Source organism: Streptosporangium sp. NPDC023963, from assembly GCF_040639135.1.
In the GTDB taxonomy this organism is placed as follows: Bacteria; Actinomycetota; Actinomycetes; order Streptosporangiales; family Streptosporangiaceae; genus Streptosporangium.
This window is the reverse complement of sequence record NZ_JBEZZK010000001.1, coordinates 763,140-782,123: the sequence shown is the minus strand read 5'-3', so window position 1 is coordinate 782,123 and position 18,984 is coordinate 763,140. Positions and strand designations below refer to the sequence as shown.

The 18,984-nt window shown below is 71.7% G+C and carries 15 protein-coding genes; 8 read left to right on the top strand and 7 right to left on the bottom strand.

The window, feature by feature from the left end; genetic code table 11:
• The first annotated feature begins 7 nt into the window (after window positions 1–7).
• Window positions 8–1,870, top strand: coding sequence for an excalibur calcium-binding domain-containing protein (locus tag AB0F88_RS03255; protein ID WP_362676814.1), 1,863 nt, complete (start codon window positions 8–10; stop codon window positions 1,868–1,870).
• 46 nt (window positions 1,871–1,916) lie between these two features.
• On the opposite strand, the gene AB0F88_RS03250 is transcribed toward AB0F88_RS03255, so the two are convergent.
• From AB0F88_RS03250 to AB0F88_RS03240, 3 genes are all read right to left on the bottom strand, one after another.
• The gene (locus tag AB0F88_RS03250; RefSeq protein ID WP_362676812.1) at window positions 1,917–4,139 is read right to left on the bottom strand and encodes a molybdopterin cofactor-binding domain-containing protein; all 2,223 of its coding nucleotides are present in this window, start codon (window positions 4,137–4,139) and stop codon (window positions 1,917–1,919) included.
• A 268-nt stretch (window positions 4,140–4,407) separates the two neighbouring features.
• Window positions 4,408–7,467 (bottom strand): BTAD domain-containing putative transcriptional regulator, encoded by a 3,060-nt coding sequence (locus tag AB0F88_RS03245; protein WP_362676810.1) that lies wholly within the window; start codon window positions 7,465–7,467, stop codon window positions 4,408–4,410.
• Between the two features lie 90 nt (window positions 7,468–7,557).
• On the bottom strand, window positions 7,558–8,163 hold the full coding sequence (locus AB0F88_RS03240; protein WP_362676808.1) for a helix-turn-helix transcriptional regulator: 606 nt from the start codon (window positions 8,161–8,163) through the stop codon (window positions 7,558–7,560).
• 1,407 nt (window positions 8,164–9,570) lie between these two features.
• On the opposite strand from AB0F88_RS03240, the gene AB0F88_RS03235 reads away from it, so the two are divergent.
• The 4 genes from AB0F88_RS03235 to AB0F88_RS03220 all read left to right on the top strand — a co-directional run bounded on the left by AB0F88_RS03235 (window position 9,571) and on the right by AB0F88_RS03220 (window position 14,245).
• A complete protein-coding gene (locus tag AB0F88_RS03235; protein WP_362676806.1) occupies window positions 9,571–10,863 on the top strand; it encodes a helix-turn-helix transcriptional regulator in 1,293 nt (430 codons plus the stop codon).
• An 89-nt stretch (window positions 10,864–10,952) separates the two neighbouring features.
• Entirely contained in the window at window positions 10,953–11,588 is a 636-nt protein-coding gene (locus AB0F88_RS03230) for a copper resistance CopC family protein (protein WP_362676804.1), read from the top strand.
• Complete coding sequence (locus AB0F88_RS03225; protein ID WP_362676802.1) at window positions 11,585–13,627, top strand: cytochrome c oxidase assembly protein; 2,043 nt, start codon at window positions 11,585–11,587, stop codon at window positions 13,625–13,627. The genes AB0F88_RS03230 and AB0F88_RS03225 overlap by 4 nt, the downstream gene beginning before the upstream one ends.
• A gap of 177 nt (window positions 13,628–13,804) precedes the next feature.
• Complete coding sequence (locus tag AB0F88_RS03220) at window positions 13,805–14,245, top strand: ATP-binding protein (protein WP_362676800.1); 441 nt, start codon at window positions 13,805–13,807, stop codon at window positions 14,243–14,245.
• 68 nt (window positions 14,246–14,313) lie between these two features.
• Here AB0F88_RS03220 and map read toward each other — a convergent pair whose 3' ends face one another.
• Complete coding sequence (gene map / locus AB0F88_RS03215; protein WP_362676798.1) at window positions 14,314–15,162, bottom strand: type I methionyl aminopeptidase; 849 nt, start codon at window positions 15,160–15,162, stop codon at window positions 14,314–14,316.
• 44 nt (window positions 15,163–15,206) lie between these two features.
• Between map and AB0F88_RS03210 the strand changes: the two genes are divergently transcribed.
• Window positions 15,207–15,389 carry a hypothetical protein gene (locus tag AB0F88_RS03210; RefSeq protein WP_362676796.1) on the top strand — a complete coding sequence of 61 codons (183 nt, stop codon included), beginning with the start codon at window positions 15,207–15,209 and terminating at the stop codon, window positions 15,387–15,389.
• Between the two features lie 12 nt (window positions 15,390–15,401).
• Here AB0F88_RS03210 and AB0F88_RS03205 read toward each other — a convergent pair whose 3' ends face one another.
• Both AB0F88_RS03205 and AB0F88_RS03200 read right to left on the bottom strand, forming a co-directional pair.
• On the bottom strand, window positions 15,402–16,061 hold the full coding sequence (locus AB0F88_RS03205; RefSeq protein ID WP_362676794.1) for a cyclase family protein: 660 nt from the start codon (window positions 16,059–16,061) through the stop codon (window positions 15,402–15,404).
• Window positions 16,058–16,327 (bottom strand): hypothetical protein, encoded by a 270-nt coding sequence (locus AB0F88_RS03200; protein WP_362676792.1) that lies wholly within the window; start codon window positions 16,325–16,327, stop codon window positions 16,058–16,060. Before AB0F88_RS03200 ends, AB0F88_RS03205 begins: the two co-directional genes overlap by 4 nt.
• A 103-nt stretch (window positions 16,328–16,430) precedes the next feature.
• Here AB0F88_RS03200 and AB0F88_RS03195 point away from each other — a divergent pair, with 103 nt between their 5' ends.
• Entirely contained in the window at window positions 16,431–17,381 is a 951-nt protein-coding gene (locus AB0F88_RS03195) for a LysR family transcriptional regulator (protein ID WP_362676790.1), read from the top strand.
• 118 nt (window positions 17,382–17,499) lie between these two features.
• Here AB0F88_RS03195 and AB0F88_RS03190 read toward each other — a convergent pair whose 3' ends face one another.
• A complete protein-coding gene (locus AB0F88_RS03190) occupies window positions 17,500–18,078 on the bottom strand; it encodes a hypothetical protein (protein ID WP_362676788.1) in 579 nt (192 codons plus the stop codon).
• Window positions 18,079–18,200: 122 nt separating this feature from the next.
• Between AB0F88_RS03190 and npdG the strand changes: the two genes are divergently transcribed.
• Window positions 18,201–18,866, top strand: a complete 666-nt coding sequence (gene npdG / locus AB0F88_RS03185; protein WP_362676786.1) for an NADPH-dependent F420 reductase — start codon at window positions 18,201–18,203, stop codon at window positions 18,864–18,866.
• The last annotated feature ends 118 nt before the right edge of the window (window positions 18,867–18,984 follow it).

The following is an 18,984-nucleotide window of genomic DNA, read 5'->3' as shown; positions in this document are numbered from 1 at the left end:
CGGGGATATGACGATGGGGATGCACGCGGGGCAGGGTGGGCCGCCCGTACCGCAGGGACCTCCAGCCGGGCCTGACGACCCCTCTGACGAGCCGTGGTCCTCGTCCGGCTCCTATGACGCCTTCACCCCGCCCGGCCGCCCTGGCGCCTCACCCGGGCGTCACGCCCGCGGTGAGGGGAAATCGGGCGACGACCTTCCCGCCGGCGCCGGCGGTCCGGCCGGCTTCGACGAACCGGGTCACGGTGACCGGGGTTTCGGCGGCCCCGTTCCCGGCTCCGGCGGCTCCTCCTTCGACGCCTTCGCCGGCACCGGCCCCGGCCCCGGCCCCGGTGGCTCCTCCTTCGACGCTTTCGGCGGCGCCGGCTCCGGCCCCGGCGGCTCCGACCTCCACGCCTTCGGCGGTCCCGGTCCCGGTGGGTCTGATTTCGACGCTTTCGGCGGTCCCGGTCTCGGTGCCGGTCCCGGTGGGTCTGACTTCGATGCCTTCGGCGGTCCCGGTGCCGGGTCCGGCAGGTCCGATCTCGATGCCTTCGGCGGTACCGGGTCCGGCAGGTCTGACTTCGACGCCTTCGGCGCCAGAAGTTCTGGCTCCGACGCCTTCGGCGCCGGCGGTGCGGGGCTCGGCGACCCCGGCTCCGACCCCCTGGGCCCCGGAGGTGCGAGGGCCGGCGATCCGGCCTTCGGGGGGACCGCCCTCGGCGGGCAGGGAGCCGGCGGTCCGGTGGGCCCGGTGGGCCCGGTGCCCGGGGGCCCGGGCGGCCCCGATGCCGACACCCTGGCCCTCGCCGAGGGGCAGGCGCCCACCGGCCAGGGACCGGGCGGGCCGGTGGCGGACGGGCCCGGGGCGGGGGTTCCCGGGGGCGGCGAGCGGCGGGCCGGAGAGTCGCCGGACGGGGCGCCCGGGGGGCCCAGGGCGAGCCGGGTCACCACCGCGATCCTGGTGACCGTACTGGTCTTCGTCGTGCTGATCACCGGTGTGCTCGGCACCGTCGCGGTGCTCATGACCCGCAATCCCGACATGCCGCTCGGTGGCACGCCGCCCAGGCGGCTCGCGACCCCCCTCCACTTCGCCCCGGTGACCGAGGCCAAGATCGGCCCCTGCACGATCCCGGAGACCTATCCCGACGACCTCGGGCAGACCTGCTACTCGGTCGCCGCCGGGGTCAACGTGAACGCCGTACGGAAGATCGAGGCGATCCAGGAGAAGAGCGGCGCCTACTCGGTCAGGATCGCGTTCGCGCCCGCCTTCCGCGAGCAGATCAACGACCTGACCACGGAGGCGGTCAACGAGGACGACCCGGTCAGGCAGCAGATCGCGATCGTCGTGGGACAGAAGGTGGTGGCGGCCCCCCGGGTCGCCCAGGCGATCACCGACGACAGCCTGAGCATCGCCGGTTCCTTCACCAAGGAGCAGGCGGACGCGATGGTCGTCAGGCTGCTCGGCTCCGGGGCCGTCGTCCCGCAGCCGACGGACGGCACGCAGCCGAGCGCGTCGGTCTTCACCCCGTCGGACGGCCCGGCCGCGAGTCCTCCGGCCGACCAGCAGCCCGTGAGCCCCCCGGCGAGCCAGCCCGCGAATCCTCCGGCGAACCAGCCCGTGACCCCGCCGGCGAGCCAGCCCGTGACCCCGCCGGCCACCGGCCCCGCCACCACGAACACCGCCGGGGCCGACGCGAACCGCCCGGCGGACACCACCGGGGACACCTCGCAGAACGCGTCCGGCGAGGGCGTCGACCGCAAGTTCTCCAGCTGCAAGGCCGCGACGGAGAACGGATACGGCCCCTACACCCGGGGCGTCCACGAGGAGTACCAGTGGTACATCGACGGGGACAACGACGGCGTCGTCTGCGAGCAGGAGGGCGCCGGCTGATACCGGCCGGCGCGATGCCTCCGGGTCCCCTCCTCCACCGAGGGGGTCACCCCTCCAGGGCGATGTCATGGGGGCGGATGGGCACCCGGGGCAGCCGCAGGCCGGTGGCGGCCCGTACGGCGGCGGCCACCGCGGGGGTGGAGGAGAGCGTGGGCGGCTCGCCCGCGCCGCGCAGGCCGTAGGGGGCGTTCGGGTCGGGATTCTCCATGATCGACAGCCGCATGGGCGGCATGTCGAGGATGGTGGGGATCAGGTAGTCGGTGAACGACGGGTTGAGCACCAGCCCGTCGCGGACCTGGATCTCCTCCATCAGCGCCAGCCCCAGCCCCTGGGCCGAGCCGCCGTGGATCTGCCCCTCCAGCGCCAGCGGATTCATGATCTTGCCCACGTCCTGGACGGCCGCCAGCTCCACCACCTTGACCAGTCCCAGCTCCACGTCCACGTCCACCACGGCCCGGTGGACGCACAGGGCGAGCTGGGTGTGCGAGTCGCCCTGCCCGGTGACCGGGTCCAGCGGGAAGGTGGGCCGGTGCCGGTACTCCCTCGTCTCCTCCACCGCCCCGGCCCGCTCCAGCGCCTCCACCAGCGACGACCCGTCGCCCGTCAGCTTCGCCAGCCGCTCCCGCACGGCCTCGCAGGCCGCCCTCACCGCGCCGCCGGTGACGTAGGACTGGCGCGACGCCGACGACGACCCGGCCGATCCGACCGACGTGTCCGCCGTCGCGACCGTCACCGCGTCGATCCCCAGCTCGGTCCTGGCGATCTGCTCCTGGATCATCAGCAGGCCCTGCCCCACCTCGGCCGCCGCGGTGTGCACCAGGACGTGCGGCTCGCCGCCGATCAGCTCCACCCGCACCCTGGCGGTCGAGTGGTCGTCGAAGCCCTCGGAGAAGCAGATGTTCTTGATGCCCACGCCGTACCCGACACCGCGCCGCACCCCCTCGCCGTGGGTGGTCTGCGAGACGCCGCCCGGCATGTCCAGCAGATCCGAGGCGCCCGAGGCGTCCGGCAGGGAGGGCAGCGGCATCGCGGCGAGTTCCCTGAGCATCTCGGCCAGCGGCGCGGGCGAGTCGATCACCTGCCCGGTGGCCAGCGTCGACCCCTGGGAGACGGCGTTGCGGACCCTGACCTCGACCGGGGAGATCCCGCACGCCTCGGCCAGCCTGTCCATCTGCGACTCGTACGCGTAGCAGGCCTGGACCGCGCCGAAGCCGCGCATCGCGCCGCAGGGCGGGTTGTTGGTGTAGACGCCGTAGGCGTCGATCCACACGTTGTCCACCTCGTACGGGCCCACCCCCAGGGAGGCCGCGTTGCCGACCACGGCGGGAGAGGTGGAGCAGTAGGCGCCGCCGTCCAGCAGGATCTCCGCCCTGACGTAGAGCAGCCTGCCGTCGCGGGTGGCGCCGTGCTCGTAGCGCATCCGGGCCGGGTGGCGGTGGACATGGCCGTAGAAGGACTCCTCGCGGTTGTAGACGATCTTCACGGGACGGCCGGTACGCAGGGCCAGCATGCACGCGTGGACCTGCATGGACAGATCCTCGCGGGCGCCGAACGCCCCGCCCACCCCGGCCAGCGAGAGCCGTACCTTCTCCTCGGGCAGCCCCAGGCACGGCGCGATCTGCTCCCGGTCGGCGTGCAGCCACTGGGTGGCGATGTACAGGTCCACCCCGCCGTCCTCGGCCGGTACGGCCAGCCCGGACTCGGGGCCGAGGAAGGCCTGGTCCTGCATGCCGACCTCGTACTCGCCGGTGACGACCACGGGGGCCTCGAACGCGGAGCCGACCCGGACCGGCTGGTGGCGCAGCACGTTGCCGCTCTCGTGGACCGAGGGGCAGGAGGCGTCGAAGGCGGCCCGGCGCGGATCGGTGACGGCCTCGCGGACCTCGTACTCCACCACGATGGCCTCGGCCGCCCGCCTGGCGCGCTCGGGATGGTCGGCCGCGACCAGCGCGACCGGCTCGCCCTGGTAGCGGACCTGGTCGACGGCGAGCACCGGCTGGTCCCTGTGGTCCAGGCCGTAGAACTTCGCGCCCGGCACGTCCTCGTGGGTGAGGACCGCGTACACGCCGGGCATGGCCAGCGCGGGGCCGACGTCGATCGAGCGGATCCACGCCGACGGGTGCGGGCTGCGGAGGGTGACCCCCCAGATCATGTCCGCCAGGTACAGGTCGGAGGAGTAGGCGAACTCGCCCGTCACCTTCAGCGTCCCGTCGGGACGCAGGACGCTCTCGCCGACGCCGCGCTGCCGCCGTGTTTCGATGCCGCTCATCCCAGCAGTACATCAGCCGGGTCCCGGGGGAGGACATGGCAGGCACGACGCAACGCGGGGGGTGACCGTTGGCGACTCTTGCGGTTGTGCCGTCCGCCGTGCCGGGACGCTCGTGTCCGGCGGGCGTGTCGAGCCGCGCACGCGTGCCTCGGCCGCGCGGTACTCGGAGAAGCGCCGCACTCGGAGAGGCGCCGCACTCAGAGAATCGCCGCACTCAGAGGGGCGCCGCACTCGGAGAGGCGCCGCGCGCGGGTGCGCGGCTACGCGGTCAGAGAAGCATCGCCCGGCCCAGGAGCGTGATCGGCTTTTCCCGGGAGCCCAGGATGGCCGCCTCCTCCACCAGCGCCTGCTTCTCCACCTCCTCGTTTCCCACCTCCCTGGCCAGCGCGAGGGAACGCGCCAGGTAGGTCGAGGCGTGTTCCGTCTCACCGAGGAGCCGGAGGGAGCGGGCCATGCCGAGAAACAGGTACGGTTCGGCGACGTTCAGCCGCACGACGCGCGCGCAGTCGAGGGCGGCCTCGAAGGACGCTCTGGCGGACTCGGCGTCCCCCAGGTTGAGATAGAGGTCTCCGAACCTGTTGTGCACCGAGGACTCCTGGTAGACGTTGCCGCTCACACGGCACTTGAGCAGGGCCTCCTCCAGTGCCGCCCGCGCCTGCTCGAACCGGCGCAGGCCGTTGTACCCCGCGCCGATCATGGTGAGCGCGTAGGCCTCGCCCGACCCGTGCCCGATCGCGTTCGCGATCTCCCGTTGCTTCCTGGCGCAGTCGATGGCCTTCTGGTAGCGGTCGAGTTCGAGATAGTTCATGGCGAGGCTGCCCAGCGCCTTCTGCTCCCCGTGGGAGTCGGAGAGCCGGCGGCACAGGATCAGCTGCCGCTGGAAGTGGGGCACGGCCTCCTCCGGACGGTTGACCGTGTTCCTCAGGATGCCCTCCACGTGGTGCGCGTTCGCCTCGAGGCCGCGATCGTCCAGCCGCCGCCCGATCGCGAGGATCTGCGGGCTGATCGCGAGAAGCCAGGGGAGGAGCGCGGCGTGGTGGAGGTGCCAGAACAGCGCGAGGACCAGGGCGACCCCGAGACGGGCGGTCCGCTCCCGGGGAGCGGATATCGCCTGGGAGACGGCGGACAGGAGATTGGCCTGCTCCCGGTCCAGCCACTCGCGGGCCTCCTCGTCGGAGGCGAGCTGGAGGGGGGCGGCGCTGAGATCGACGTCGGTCGAGGCCGGGCGGGGGTAGCGGCCCAGTTTCATCGCCAGGCGGGTGGTCCCGACGTACGAGCTCAGCGCCCGGTCCAGCGCGACGTCGCGGTCGGCCTCCGATTCCTCCCGCGCGGCCCGCTCCTTGGCGAACAGCCGCACCAGGTCGTGCAGCCGGTATCTTCCCGGCTCGTCCATCTCCGAGAGGTGCGCGTCGACCAGCCGTTCCATGGCGTCCTCCGCCGTCTCCACCGGAACGTCCAGCAGGGCGCCGACGATGTGCGCCGTCACGTCGGCCGTCTGCAGCACGCCGAGCGCGCGCAGCGCGCGGGCGGCCGTCCGGTCGAGGAGGTGATCGCTGCCGGCGAGCATGTCGTAGCTGACCGCCAGGCTGGACCTCACCGCGAGATCGCCCGCCGCCAGTTCCCGCAGCCGCCCGTGCTCGTCGTCCAGCCGGACCACCAGATCGGTCACGGTCCAGCGCGGCCGGTTCGCCAGCCGGGCTCCCGCGATGCCGACGGCCAGCGGCAGGCCTCCGCAGAGATCGATCAGGCGCCTCGTGGCCCGGGCGTCCTCGGCGACCCGCTTTGCCCCGATCAGCTTCGCGAGCATCGCGGAGGACTCGGTCCGCCGCATCCCGGAGATCGGCACGCGGGCGCAGTCGTCGAGCAGGGTGAAGCTCTCCCGGCTGGTCGTCAGGATCGCGTTGCCCATCGGCACGGACAGCAGGGGGCGGATCTGGGCCAGGTCGGCGGCGTCGTCCAGCACGATGAGCATCTCGCGGCCGTCGAGCTCGCCGCGCCACAGCGCCGCGGCCTCGTCGACGTCCGCGGGGATGGCGTGCGGGGGCATGCCGAGGTCGCGCAGGAACCTGTTGATCACCTCGACCGGTTCGAGCCGCTTCATGCCCGGTGTCGCCCCGCGCAGGTTCACGTACAGCTGCCCGTCGGGAAAACGGTCGCGTACCAGGTGCGCGGTCCGGATGGCCAGGGTCGACTTGCCGGACCCGGGCGCTCCGGTGATCGCGACGACGTGGTGCGGCGGGCCACCGTCCCAGGGGGAGAGCAGCCCTCTCAGCCGTACGAGTTCCTCCGCCCGCCCGACGAAGTCGACGGGGTCGCGTGGCAACTGGCGAGCCGGCTTCGTCCCCGGGGCGGTGCGGCGCCGCGAACCCGAGGATTCCCGCTCACCGGCATCCGGCTCCGCGGAGCCCGCGGAGTCCGCGGCGCCTGCGGAGCTCTCGGGGCCTTTGGGGTCCCCGGAGCCCTCGGGAGAGGGGACGGGCGGCGGGGCGGGGGCGGTGGGAGGCGCCGAGGGCAGGTCGAGCAGCGGGTCGGCGCGCAGGATCAGCTCGTGACACCTGCGGAGGCTCTCGTGCGGCTGGATGCCGAACTCCTCCGCGAGCAGGCGCCGGGTCTCCTGATAGACCCTCAGGGCCTCCACCTGCCGGCCGCAGCGGTAGAGCGCGATCATGTACAGCTCGCGGAGCCGCTCACGCAGCGGGTGTTCGGAGATCAGGAGCACCAGCCGGGCGGCGGCCTCCTCGGGACGCCCGAGCAGGAGCAACAGGTCCGTGTGCAGCTCCAGCGCGGTCAGGCGCAGCTCGCCCAGCCTGTGCCGCTCGAACTCGGCGGACGGGCCGGGAACGCCGCTCAGGCAGGTGCCCCGCCACAGCCCCACGGCCCTGTTCAGAGACTGCAGGGCGGTCTCGTACGCGTTGTCCGCGTACGCCTTCCGCGCAAGGTCGAGACACTGTTCGAACACCAGGGCGTCCACCTGCCCGGGGGTGAGCCGCAACGAGTATCCGCCCGCGACGGAGACCAGCACCCTCGAAGGCCTGCGCGGATCCCGGTCCGGGTCCAGGGTCCTGCGCAGTCCGGACACGTAGGTGTAGACGCTCTGTTCCGCGGTCTTCGGCGGGCTCTCCCCCCACACCCCGTCGATCAGCTTCTCCTTGGTGACGACCTGCCCGGCATTGATCGCCAGAACGCAGAGGACGGCCTGTCGCCTGGGCTCTCCCAGCTGGAGCCGCTGTGAGCCCCTCCGGCCGGTCACGGGGCCGAGAATGTCAATGCCGAGTCTTTCCACCGGGAGGCTCTCCCCGACGGGAGCGGTGGTGCGCGTCTCGTCCATCAGACCTCCACGCGGTCGGGCATGGCGCAGCGAAGTCGTGAGGAAGACACTATCCGACGAGTTTGCGACGCAGGATTTCCCGCGAACCACCTAGACGATCCCCGCTTTGGCGATACGGACCCCCGCCTGGAGCCTGCTCTGCGCCCCGATCCGCTCCATCGCGTTGGCCATGTGACGGCGCACGGTGCGGGAGGTGAGCCCGAGCTGGCGGCCGATCACCTCGTCCGTCAAGCCCTCCGCGGCCATTCTCAGAACGGTCTTCTCCTGCTCCGTCAGCGAGAACGGCGGCTTCCACCCCCGGGGCCGCCGCTCGGCGCGTGACCAGACGTGCTCGAACAGGTCTCCCAGCAACGAGACCAGCACGGGCGCGCGCACCACGGCCATCCGGGACGCGTGGCCCGTCAGGGCGATGTGATCGTCGATCACCAGGAATCTCTCGGAGATCAGCGGGTCGACCCTCAGCTCCACGGACGCGGGGAGACCGGCCGTCTCGTACGGCGCGTCGACCACGATCCTCGTCCGCACCCCGGGCGGGATGACGGCGGAATCGAAAATCTGGAGAAACGCGGTGTTCCTCGCCGGCTCAGGAAGGAACATGACGATCGTCCGCCGCGCGGACGAGCAGAGGGTCTCGGCGTCGTGCCGGACCTGGGACCGCTCTCCCGCGGAGGGGGAGGCGGGCAAGGAGTGGGTCATGTGCGGCTCGCGAACCGTGCCGGACCGGACACGTCCGTGTTCCTCCCCGCGGGCGTCGCCGCCGGACCGCGCCGCGACGGGTCTCCGAGGCGTCCCGCACCGGGGAGGCGGCGTTCCACGCGGGGGAAACCGGTGAGGCGGCGTTCGCGGGGGAAGCGGGGGAGAAGCGCTCGCGCGGGGGAGCGGTCGTCGCCGTCGTACGCGCGTGAGGGGGAGTCGCCCATCTATGGTCCCTCCATCCTGTCGTCCGGGCCGGTGGTGGCAGGGGAGGCGCCAGGAAAAGGCCCTCTCGGGGCGGGCCCGGAGAAACGGGCCCCCGTCGCCGCTCTCCGCCGGATCTTTCCGGAGTTCTCGCCGTTTTACTGTCGCAGGTGATCCTAGAGATCACCTAGAGACGCCCGCGGGCGTCGGGCGCGTGCGCGGGAGGCCGGAACTCGGGGAGGGCGGGGCGGCCGCGGGGATACGGGCGGGCCGGGTTCGCGGGTTTCCCCGGAGGGTGGATCATGTTTCCTGTCCTGGAGGACAGGCCGTTTTCCCGGTTTTTCTCGAGCCCGAATGGCCGAATGCTTTCTTTGTGCCCATGGCGAACCGGCCGCCCGCCTTCTGGAAATCCGGCTGACCGCTTTAGGACATTGACTTGATGATGGATTATTTCAATATATTTTCAGGGTAATAGCTGGTTCGAAAAGTGAAGGCGCCCGGGGAGGCGGCCGGTGACACGGGACCCGCCGCGCCGACCGGCCTGCGGACCGGTCGGCGACGGGGTGGATGGGAACGGTATGACGCTGACGAGAAGGGCCGGGGGGCCGTCATCGGCACCCTCGACCCGGGCCGGGTGGCCCGTGAGCCGTGACCTGCGATGAAGCCGTACGTATGTAATGCGAACCATACGCGGGTGTTCCGCCGGCCGGGATCCCCCGCGAAAAACAACGATCTTCGCGGAAGGGTTCGGATCCCGGCTCGGCCGCGATCGGTGGCATCGAATTCCGGGGCGCGGACGCCCCGATTCCCAAATGGGTCCCGTTCTCGCTCGAGCGTGCATGGCGAACGCCTGCACGCTCACTCCGGTGCGAGGACACCGGTTCCGCCGTATGGAGCGGCTCGCTGGCTGAAAGCTCTCCACGAGGGCGGGGGGTCGTTTCGTTCCTTGTCTTTCGGGTGGACTGAGCCTTCGCTCAGCCCGCGTGTCCCCAGCCCAGGCTGCCATAGGCGCTGATCGTCTGCGAAGAATACTGACCGTGGTCCTTCGAGGGGGCAGACGAATCAGCACTCTCGGTCGTAACATTGCCAGTGACGGCAAAAGCGGCCGCAAACAGCATGGCGAGGGCAGACAAGGCAAGACGTCGGCGCACGGGGAGACTCCTGTCGTAGGTTCTGCTGCTCAAATGATATCTTTCAAGGGGTAACGTGACTGGTCAAGACTTGGTGGGGCAGCGCATCAAAACCGTCCGTCGGCAACGTGGTCTTTCCCAGGCGCAGCTCGCTCATCCAGAACTGTCGGACAGTTACGTCTCTCTCATCGAGAGTGGCAAGCGTACTCCGACACCCGCGGTGCTGGAGCTTCTCGCCGAAAAACTCGACTGTTCCCTGACCTATCTGATCAACGGTGTCACGGCCGAGCAGATGCAGGAGATCGAGCTCGCGCTGGGCTACGCGCAGATGGCCCTCGACAACGGCGAGGTCGTCGAGGCCCGCACCCGCTACGCCGAGCTCCTCGCCGACAGCGGCCTGGCGGGCCTGCCCCAGCTGCGGCAGGACGCCGAATACGGCCTCGCCCTCGCGACCGAGGCCTGCGGCGATCTGGACCAGGCGATCGTCCTGCTCAACGGGCTGCGCGAGAACGACGCGGCGGCCGCGAACCCCGAGCGTCACATCGCGGTCGCCGTCGCGCTCTCGCGCTGCTACCGCGAGGCGGGAGACCTGACCCGGGCGATGCAGGTTCCCGAGCAGATCCTCACCGGCGCGGTCCAGCCCGTCTGGAACGACAGCCTCATGAGGCTGGGCATGCAGCTTCTCGCCGCCTACATCGACCGCGGCGACCTGCTCAGGGCCCGCCAGTTCGCCGCCGAGCTGATCGCCGCCGCCGAGCTCCTCGCCAGCCCGCTGGCGCTCACCCTGGCACACTGGGAAGCCGCGATCATCGCCATCGAGACCGGTCACCCCGACGAGGCGGTCACGCACGCCGAGCGCGCCCTGGCCATCCAGTCCGAGTACGGCGACCCGTGGCGGCTGGCCCGGCTGCGCAACGACTACGCCCAGGTCATGCTGATCGCCCGGCCCCTGGAGGCCAAGACCTGGCGCGACGTGCTGCTGAAGGTGGAGAAGGAGCTGGCGGAGAGCTCCGCCAGCTCGATCGACAAGATGCGCTGCGCGATGAACCTCGTCCGGGTGGAGCTGCTGCTCGCCGAGCCCGAGCGGGCCGAGGAGCGCATGCGCTTCGTCTGCGACCTGCTCGACGGCATGCCCAAGGCCCTGCAGGCGGAGGCCCGCCTGCTGCACGGCGAGGCCCTCGCGGCGCTGGGCCTGCAGGCGGAGGCCTCGCGGGAGCTGTTCGCCGGGGCCGAATGCCTGGAGCAGGCGCCGGAGACCCACTTCACCGCCCAGGCCTGGCTGACCGCGGCCCGGGTCCTGGAGCGGATCGACAAGCCGGACCGGAGCGTCGACGCCTACAAGCGGGCGATGGCCTGCGTGGGGCTGTAGATCGGGACGGCGAGGGCGACCCGCGCGAGGCCGTGGATCGGGCAGGGGGGTCGAGACCGCGTGGTCGCGTCGGTAGCCTTGGGGTTGCCATGAAGACTTCCCCTGTCGCGGTCGCCCTCGCGCTTCTCGCCGCCCTCGTCCTCGGCACGGCTTTCGCCTCGCCCGCCCTCGCCCATGACCGGCTCAAGAGCAGCGACCCGGCCAAGGGCGCGAAGGTCGAGAACCTGGAGGAGGTGAAGCTGACGTTCAGCGCCACGGTGCGCTTCCCGAACGTCGTCGTCCGCTCCGGCGACGAGACCCACCAGGACGGCAAGGCCGCCGTCGACGGCGCCGTGGTGACCCAGAAGGTCAAGGGAGATCTCCCTTCCGGCGAGTACGTCATCGCCTACCGCGTCGTCTCCTCCGACGGCCACCCGATCGAGGGGGAGATCCCCTTCACCCTGCTCGGCTCCGCCGACTCCTCCCCGTCGCCGTCCTCGGCGCCTTCGGAGACCTCGCCGTCCCCGGGAGCCGCCGAGAGCACGGCCGTCGAGAGCACGGCCACCGGGAGCGACCCCGCCGCGAGCACGCCGGTGGGCACGCTCAGCCCGGCCGCCGCGGCCGGGGAGTCCGAGGAGCCCGGCTCCTCGGGAGGCGTGCCCGGCTGGATGTGGATCGTCGTCGGCGGCCTGACCGGCATCGGCATCGGCCTGTTCTTCAGCATGCGCGGCAGGAAGCAGCCATGAGCAAGACCGCGCGGGCCGCGCAGGCGGCACAGGTCGAGGCGCCGCAGAACGGCCGGGTCGTGAAGCTCGCCCTGGTCGGCGCGGGGGCGGCCGTCGTCGCCCTGGTGATCGCCATGATCGCCGGAGGTGCCGCGAGCCCGCGCATCATCCCCGGTCTGCCCGACCAGGGTGCGTTCACCCGCTGGGGACTGCCGCTGGCGAAGCTGGCGATGGACGCGGCGGGCGTGCTCACCGTCGGCGCGCTCCTGGCCGCCGCGATCCTGCTCCCCAACGACAAGGGCCTGCTGGGCAAATCCGCTCTCGGCTACGTCAAGGCCGCCTCCTGGATCGCCCTCGTCTGGGCCGGGGCCGCCGCCGCCACGATGGTGTTCAGCCTCTCGGAGGCGCTCGGGATGCCGGTGGCCGACGTGCTCGGCGGCGACGAGCTCACCAGCTTCGCCAGCCAGGTCTCCCAGGGCATCTCGCTGACCCTGGTCGTGCTGTTCTCGGTCGCGATCGCGCTCTTCGCCCGGGGGGCGATCACCGCCGGCACGGCGGGCGGCCTGCTGGTCCTCGCCCTGGCGACCATGCTCCCGCCCGCGCTGACCGGCCACTCCTCCTCCTCACCCAACCACGACCTGGCGACCACCGGCGTCGCCGTCCACCTGGTCGTCCTCGCGCTCTGGGTGGGCGGCCTCGGCGTGCTCTGCGCGCACGCGCTGCGCCGCCAGCCGCATCTGGAGATCGCCACCGCCCGCTTCTCGGCCCTGGCGCTGTGGTGCTTCATCGGGGTGGGGCTGTCCGGTCTCTTCAGCGTCCTGGCCAGGCTCAGCGCGGTCTCCGAGCTGTTCACCTCCGCCTACGGCCTGCTGCTGGTGGCCAAGACCGTCGCGTTCGCGCTGCTCGGCGCCGTCGGCTGGTGGCACCGCAAGCGGACCCTGCCGCTGCTCGCGGCGGGCGGATCCGGCACGTTCCTCCGCTTCGCCGCCGGCGAGATCGTCGTCATGTTCGCGGCCGTCGGGCTGGCCGTCGCGCTGTCCCGCACCGCGCCGCCCCCGGCGGTCCTGCCCGTCGACAGGGCCTTCGAGGTGCTCGGCTACACCATGCCGCCGGAGATCTCACCGGCCAACCTGGCCTCGCTGTGGTGGTTCGACCTGTTCTCCGGCACACTCGTCGCCCTGCTGGCCGGTCTCTACCTCGCCGGTGTCGTACGGCTCGCCCGGCGCGGCGACTCCTGGTCCAAGGGCCGCACGGCCGCCTGGTTCACCGGTGTGCTGATCCTGCTGATCGCCACCCAGAGCGGTGTCGCCCGCTACGCCAAGGTGCTGTTCAGCGCGCACATGGCCGAGCACATGACGCTGTCGATGATGGTGCCGATCTTCCTCGTGCTCGGCGCGCCCGTCACCCTGGCGCTGCGCGCCCTGCGCCCCGCCGCCCGCAGGGGCGACCGGGGTCCCAGGGAGTGGCTGACGACGATCCTGCACAGCAGGTTCGTCCGCGTCATCGCCCATCCGGCGATCGCCACCGCGATCTTCATCGTCTCCACCTACGCGCTGTACTTCACGCCACTGTTCGCCGCCGCGATGGAGGAGCACCTCGGCCACATCGTGATGACGATGCACTTCCTGCTCAGCGGCTGCCTGTTCTTCTGGGTGATCATCGGTGTCGATCCCGCCCCCTACCGGCTGCCGCACGTGGCCCGGCTCATCCTGCTGTTCGTGACCATGCCGTTCCACGCGTTCTTCGGCATCGCGCTGATGAGCATGACCACCGTGCTGGCCTCCGAGTGGTACGACCAGCTCGGCCGTACCTGGGGCGCGTCCGCGATCGAGGACCAGCAGACCGGCGGCGCCATCGCCTGGGGGTTCGGTGAGATCCCGACCCTCATCGTGCTCCTCGCGCTGGCCTTCCAGTGGTGGCGCCACGACGACCGCGGGGCCCGCCGCGCCGACCGTCGCGCCGACGCCGCCGCGGCCCGCGACGGCGGCAGCGGCGACGCCCAGCTCGACGCCTACAATGAATACCTGGCCAAACTCAACAGGCGCGACGGCGCGGAGTAGCCGGACGGCTACGCCCTTCTATCTTCGAGCTCTCTCCTGGACACCTCCCGGTAGCCTGTATTCCAGGGGGCTCGTGCTCACCGCAGCGGGTGCAGCGCTTTTTCACCGCGCGCCACGCCCAGTCACACATCCGGTCGGGGGGCCGGTGGCTGCAATGTGCATCAGGAAGGTTGAGCTGTGTCCGACGAAGTGCGCGTACGTGAGGGCCGCAGCCGGAGCCTGGCCCAGGCCCTCGAAGAGCATCTCACCGAATGGGCCGAGCGCACCGGGATCGCCGTCGAGATCTGGGCACTGCCCGCCCGGGACGTCCCGCCCGGGGTCGCCAGAGCCGTGCTGGCCGCGCTCGGGGAGGCGCTGTCCAACGTCGAGCGGCACAGCGGTGCCCGTGTCGTCTCCGTCGCCGTCACCTTCGGGCGCGGCGGCCTGCGCATGACGGTGAGTGACAACGGCATCGGCTTCTTCGGGGAGGCGAAGGGCCGGGGTGTCGCCGCCATGCGCACCCACTTCGAACAGCTCGGCGGTTCGTGCAGTGTCAACGGTGTTCCCGGCGAGGGAACCACCGTCACCGGCGTGGTGTCCTGCCAGGAGCAGCCGGGATCGGGGCCCCAAGGCCGATGACTCCGCCGTTCCCCGGCTCGGAGGCGGTGTCTTCGGCCGGTGGTGTGGCCGCGGGACGGACCGGGGACTCAGGGGAGTGTCAGGATCTCGTGGCCGGTCTCGGTCACCAGGATGGTGTGCTCGAACTGGGCGGTCCGCATGCGGTCCTTGGTGACGGCGGTCCAGCCGTCGGGCCAGATGTCGTAGTCGATGGTGCCGAGCGTCAGCATGGGCTCGATCGTGAACGTCATGCCCGGCTCCAGCGTGACCGCCAGTGACGGGTCGTCGTAGTGGGGCACGATCAGGCCCGAGTGGAACGTGGTGCCGATGCCGTGGCCGGTGAAGTCGCGGACCACTCCGTAGCCGAACCGCCTGGCGTAGGCCTCGATCACGCGGCCGGCCACGTTGAGCTGGCGGCCGGGGGCGATGGCCTTGATGGCCCGGTCGGTGGCCTCGCGGGTGCGCTCGACCAGCAGGCGCGACTCCTCGTCCACGTCGCCGACCAGGAAGGTGGCGTCGGTGTCGCCGTGCACGCCGCCGATGAAGGCGGTGATGTCGATGTTGACGATGTCGCCGTCGCGCAGCACGGTGTCGTCCGGGATGCCGTGACAGATCACCTCGTTGATCGAGGTGCACAGCGACTTGGGATACCCGCGGTAGCCGAGCGTGCTGGGATACGCGCCGCGGTCGCAGAGGAACTCGTGGCCGATCCGGTCGAGCTCGTCGGTGGTGACGCCGGGTGCCACGTGCCTGCCGACCTCTTCGAGCGCCTGGGCCGCCAGCTTGCCCGCGACCCGCATCCGTTCGATGATCTCGGGGGTCTTGACGTCGGACTCCCCGGTCTTCGGGGACTTCTTCCCGACGTACTCCGGCCGCTGGATGTGGGAGGGCACCTTGCGGATGGGAGAGATCCGCCCGGGCTGGAGCAGTGTCGTCATGGTCCCCCAGTCTAGTTGTGGTTCTCACTGGGCAGTATTGCCGCATGAGTGATCAATGGTGGTTCTGCCTGACGCACATGGCCGTCGAGCCCGACGACGGATGCCCGAACAAGGACCGGATGGGACCGTACCCGACACGCGATGCGGCGGCGGCCGCGCTGAAGACCGCGGCCGACAGGAACGAGGAGTGGAGGAAGAACGACCGCGCCTGGGACGGGGACGACTGAGTCGCCGGCCGGTCAGCCGTCCACGACGGCGTACGCGCGGACGGGGAAGGTCCCCAGACCGGCCAGCAGCGGTGGCGCGGCGTGGAGGCGGAACCCGCTGCCGGGCAGCGCGGCCAGCCCCGTCATGTGCTCCACGATCGGGATGCCCGCTCCGAGCAGCAGCGTGTGCGCGGGCCGTTCACCGCGGGGCGGGGTGTCGTCGATGTTGAGGCTGTCGATGCCGACGAGCGCGGGCCCCCGCTCCGCGAGCCAGCGGGCCGCCTCCGGCTCGAGGTAGGGGTGGCCGTGGAAGTACGTCTCGGTGCCGAAGTGCCGGTCCCAGCCGGTGTGCAGGAGTACGGCCCTGCCGCGCACGTCCAGCCCCGCGAACCGGTCGAGCCCCACGGAGGACGCCCCTTCGGCCCGTACGACCAGGCCCGGCAGGTCGGCGAGCGCCTCCAGCGGCATCTGTGACAGGTCGGGCCCCTGCGGGTAGCGGTGGTAGGGGGTGTCGAGGTAGGTGCCGGTGTTGGCGACCAGCTCGACGCTGCCGATGTGGAACTCCGTGCCCGGGGCGTAGACCTCCCGCGAGGCCTCCCTGCTCAGGTGCACGCCCAGGCGGGGGCCGGGGACGCCGGGGTAGGTGATCATCCCCTCGGTGATGCGGTGGCTCAGCTCGACCAGCCGGGTCACGGGGCGCTCACCTCCTTCCGCCTCGTGCGGGCCCCGGCCATCCTGCCGATCGCGACGAGGCCGATCACGCCCCAGACGACGTTGAGGATCGCCGAGGGCCAGGCCGCGAGGTAGGCCGTGTTGACCATCAGGGCGACCGCCCCGGCCAGGTTGATCACCTGATAGGGCAGGCCGTCGCCGGACATTCTGGACATCGACACCATGGCGTACCCGTACAGCATGAGGGCGGCGCCGGCCCAGCCGAGCAGGTTGACGAAGAGGGACACCGGGTCACGCGCCCGACGGGGAGAAGCTCATGTCCCTATGATTTCCAATGCAATCGCTGAAGGGCAAATAAAGTTTTCTTAATATCCACGTAAGCTGAGCTGTATGGATATCGATCCCCGGCGGCTGCGGGTGCTCCACGAGGTCGCCCGTCGCGGCGGCGTCATGCGCGCGGCGGAGGCGCTCCACCTGACGGCCTCGGCGGTCTCGCAGCAGCTCGCGCTCCTGGAGCGGGAGGTCGGGCTCTCCCTCATCGACAGGTCGCAGCGCCGGGTCGCCCTCACTCCGGCGGGCAGGGTCCTCGCCGGATACGCCGAGCGCGTCGAGGAGGAGCTGGGCGAGGCCAGGCGGGAGCTGATCCGTTTCACCGAGCGGCTGGCCGGGCCGGTGGCGATCGCCGCGTTCCCCACGGTCATCCGGCACCTGCTGGTGCCCGCGCTGGGCAGGCTGGCCGAGCGCCACCCCCAGATCGCGCCGCGCATCCGGGAACTGTACGGGCCGCCCGCGCTGCAGGAGCTCCGCCTCGGCGGGGTCGACCTCGCCCTCACCGAGGAGGACGCCGACAAGACCGACAAGACCGTCGCGGCGCGGCAGTCCGTCGTCTCCCACCCCCTCTACGTGGACGAGTACCGGATCGTGGCCCCGCCGGGCTGGGCGGAGGTCCCGCGAGAGGTCGCGGACCTGGCGGGGGTGCCGTGGATCGCCGGGCCGCCCGACCAGGCCTGCGGCCACGCCCTGGAGCGGCTCGCCGCCCTGCACGGATTCACCCCGCACCGGGTGCACCTGATCCAGGAGTTCCCGCCCACGCTCGCCCTGGTCGCGGCGGGGCACGGGGTGGCGATCGTGCCGTCGCTGGCCCTGCTCGACGTCCCGGACGGCGAGGTCGTCGTCACCGGCATCACCAACGTGGGCGCCAGGAAGCTGGACGCGGTGACCCGCCTCGGCCGTACCCGCTCGGGTGAGCCCGACCCGGTGCAGGCCGTGGTCATCGCGGCGCTCAGGGAGGCGGCCGAGGAGCTGTCGGGACGGCTCGGAGCGCGCTGGAGCCCGTCCTAGCCGCGTCCCGGCCGGCGGGGCCGGTCGCGCGCTCCGGGGGGCCTGATCGGCGACCCGCGAGCCGGGCGTTCCGAGGGGAGCTCGTCGGCGACCCGAGAGCCGGGCGCTCCGGAGGGGGCTAGTCGGCGACCCGCGGGCCGCTGATCCGCTCCAGCATCCTGGCCAGGCGGTCGCGCAGGCCGGGACGACGGTCGACCTCGCCCGCGGCCATGCTCACCAGATGCTGGGCTCCGTCGAAGGAGAACGGCGCCCGCTCGGGGACCGTCAGCGCGTCGTGGGCCAGACCCGTCAGATCCGGGTCGCCACCGTCCAGGGCCAGGATCGTCGTACCGGTCCTGCGGGCGTCGCTCACCCGTTCCAGCAGCGCCTCGGGGGCGCGTTCCTCGGCCACCACGAACAGCGTCTCGCCCCGCCCGGCCCGCTCGATCCGCTCCAGTCCCACCCGCAGGTGCGCGGGCGCTCCGGGGGCGGGCGCCCAGCGGACCAGCGTCGGGGCGAGCTGGGGCATCCCGGAGAACCTGGCCTCGTCGCTCAGGTGCGCGGTCAGGTGCCAGGGTTCCTCCTGAGGCGTGCCGACCACCAGCAGCCCTCCGGGGGAGCGCGTCGCGCGCAGGGCGAGGCCCAGCTCGCGGGTCCGCTCGACCCAGCCGGTCGAGGCCAGGATTTCACGCAGCAGCGTCACCGACCCAGCGTCCATCGCACCATCGTGCCCCAGACACCCCGCGCCGATCCCGGAAACGCGGCCCTGAGATGATCTGGACAGGCGATATGGTCGATGGAGTCCGGCCCTGAGCGACCGGGGACGATGAGGAGCGGCGAGTGAGCAGTGACATTCCGGACGTGAGCAAGATCTCGATCGGGATCCTGGGCGGGACCGGCGACCAGGGCAAGGGCCTGGCCCGGCGGTTCGCCCTCGCCGGGCACACCGTGCTGATCGGCTCACGAAGCGCGGAACGGGCTCAGGCGGCGGCGGAGAGCATCGGCGGATCGGTGCGCGGCGCGGACAACCCGGCCGTGGCGGCCGAGGCCGACGTGGTGATCGTGGCCATTCCCTGGGACGGGCACCGCTCGACGCTGGAGTCCCTCCGCTCCGAGCTGGCCGGGAAGATCGTCGTCGACTGCGTCAACCCGCTCGGGTTCGACAAGCAGGGCGCCTACGCGCTCGCGGTCGAGGAGGGCAGCGCCGCCCAGCAGGCGGCCGCCGTCCTGCCCGACAGCCGCGTGGTCGCCGCCTTCCACCACGTCTCGGCCGTCCTGCTGCTGGATCCCGAGGTCGAGGAGATCACCCTGGACGTGCTCGTGGCGGGTGACGACCGCGAGGCCACCGACACCGTCCAGGCGCTGGCGGGCCGGATCCCCGGCGCGCGCGGCGTGTACGCCGGCCGTCTGCGCAACGCCCACCAGATCGAGGCGCTGACCGCCAACCTCATCTCGATCAACCGCCGCTACAAGGCCCACGCGGGCCTGCGCGTCACCGACATCTAGCGGGGCGGCGTTCCGGCCCGCGACGAGCGGGTCTCCGTCCGCGGTCGTCGTCTCGCCGGCCGGCCGCGCGCTCCGGTGCCCCGTGGAAGTGTCCCGGGGCGCTTCGGCGGCTCGTGGA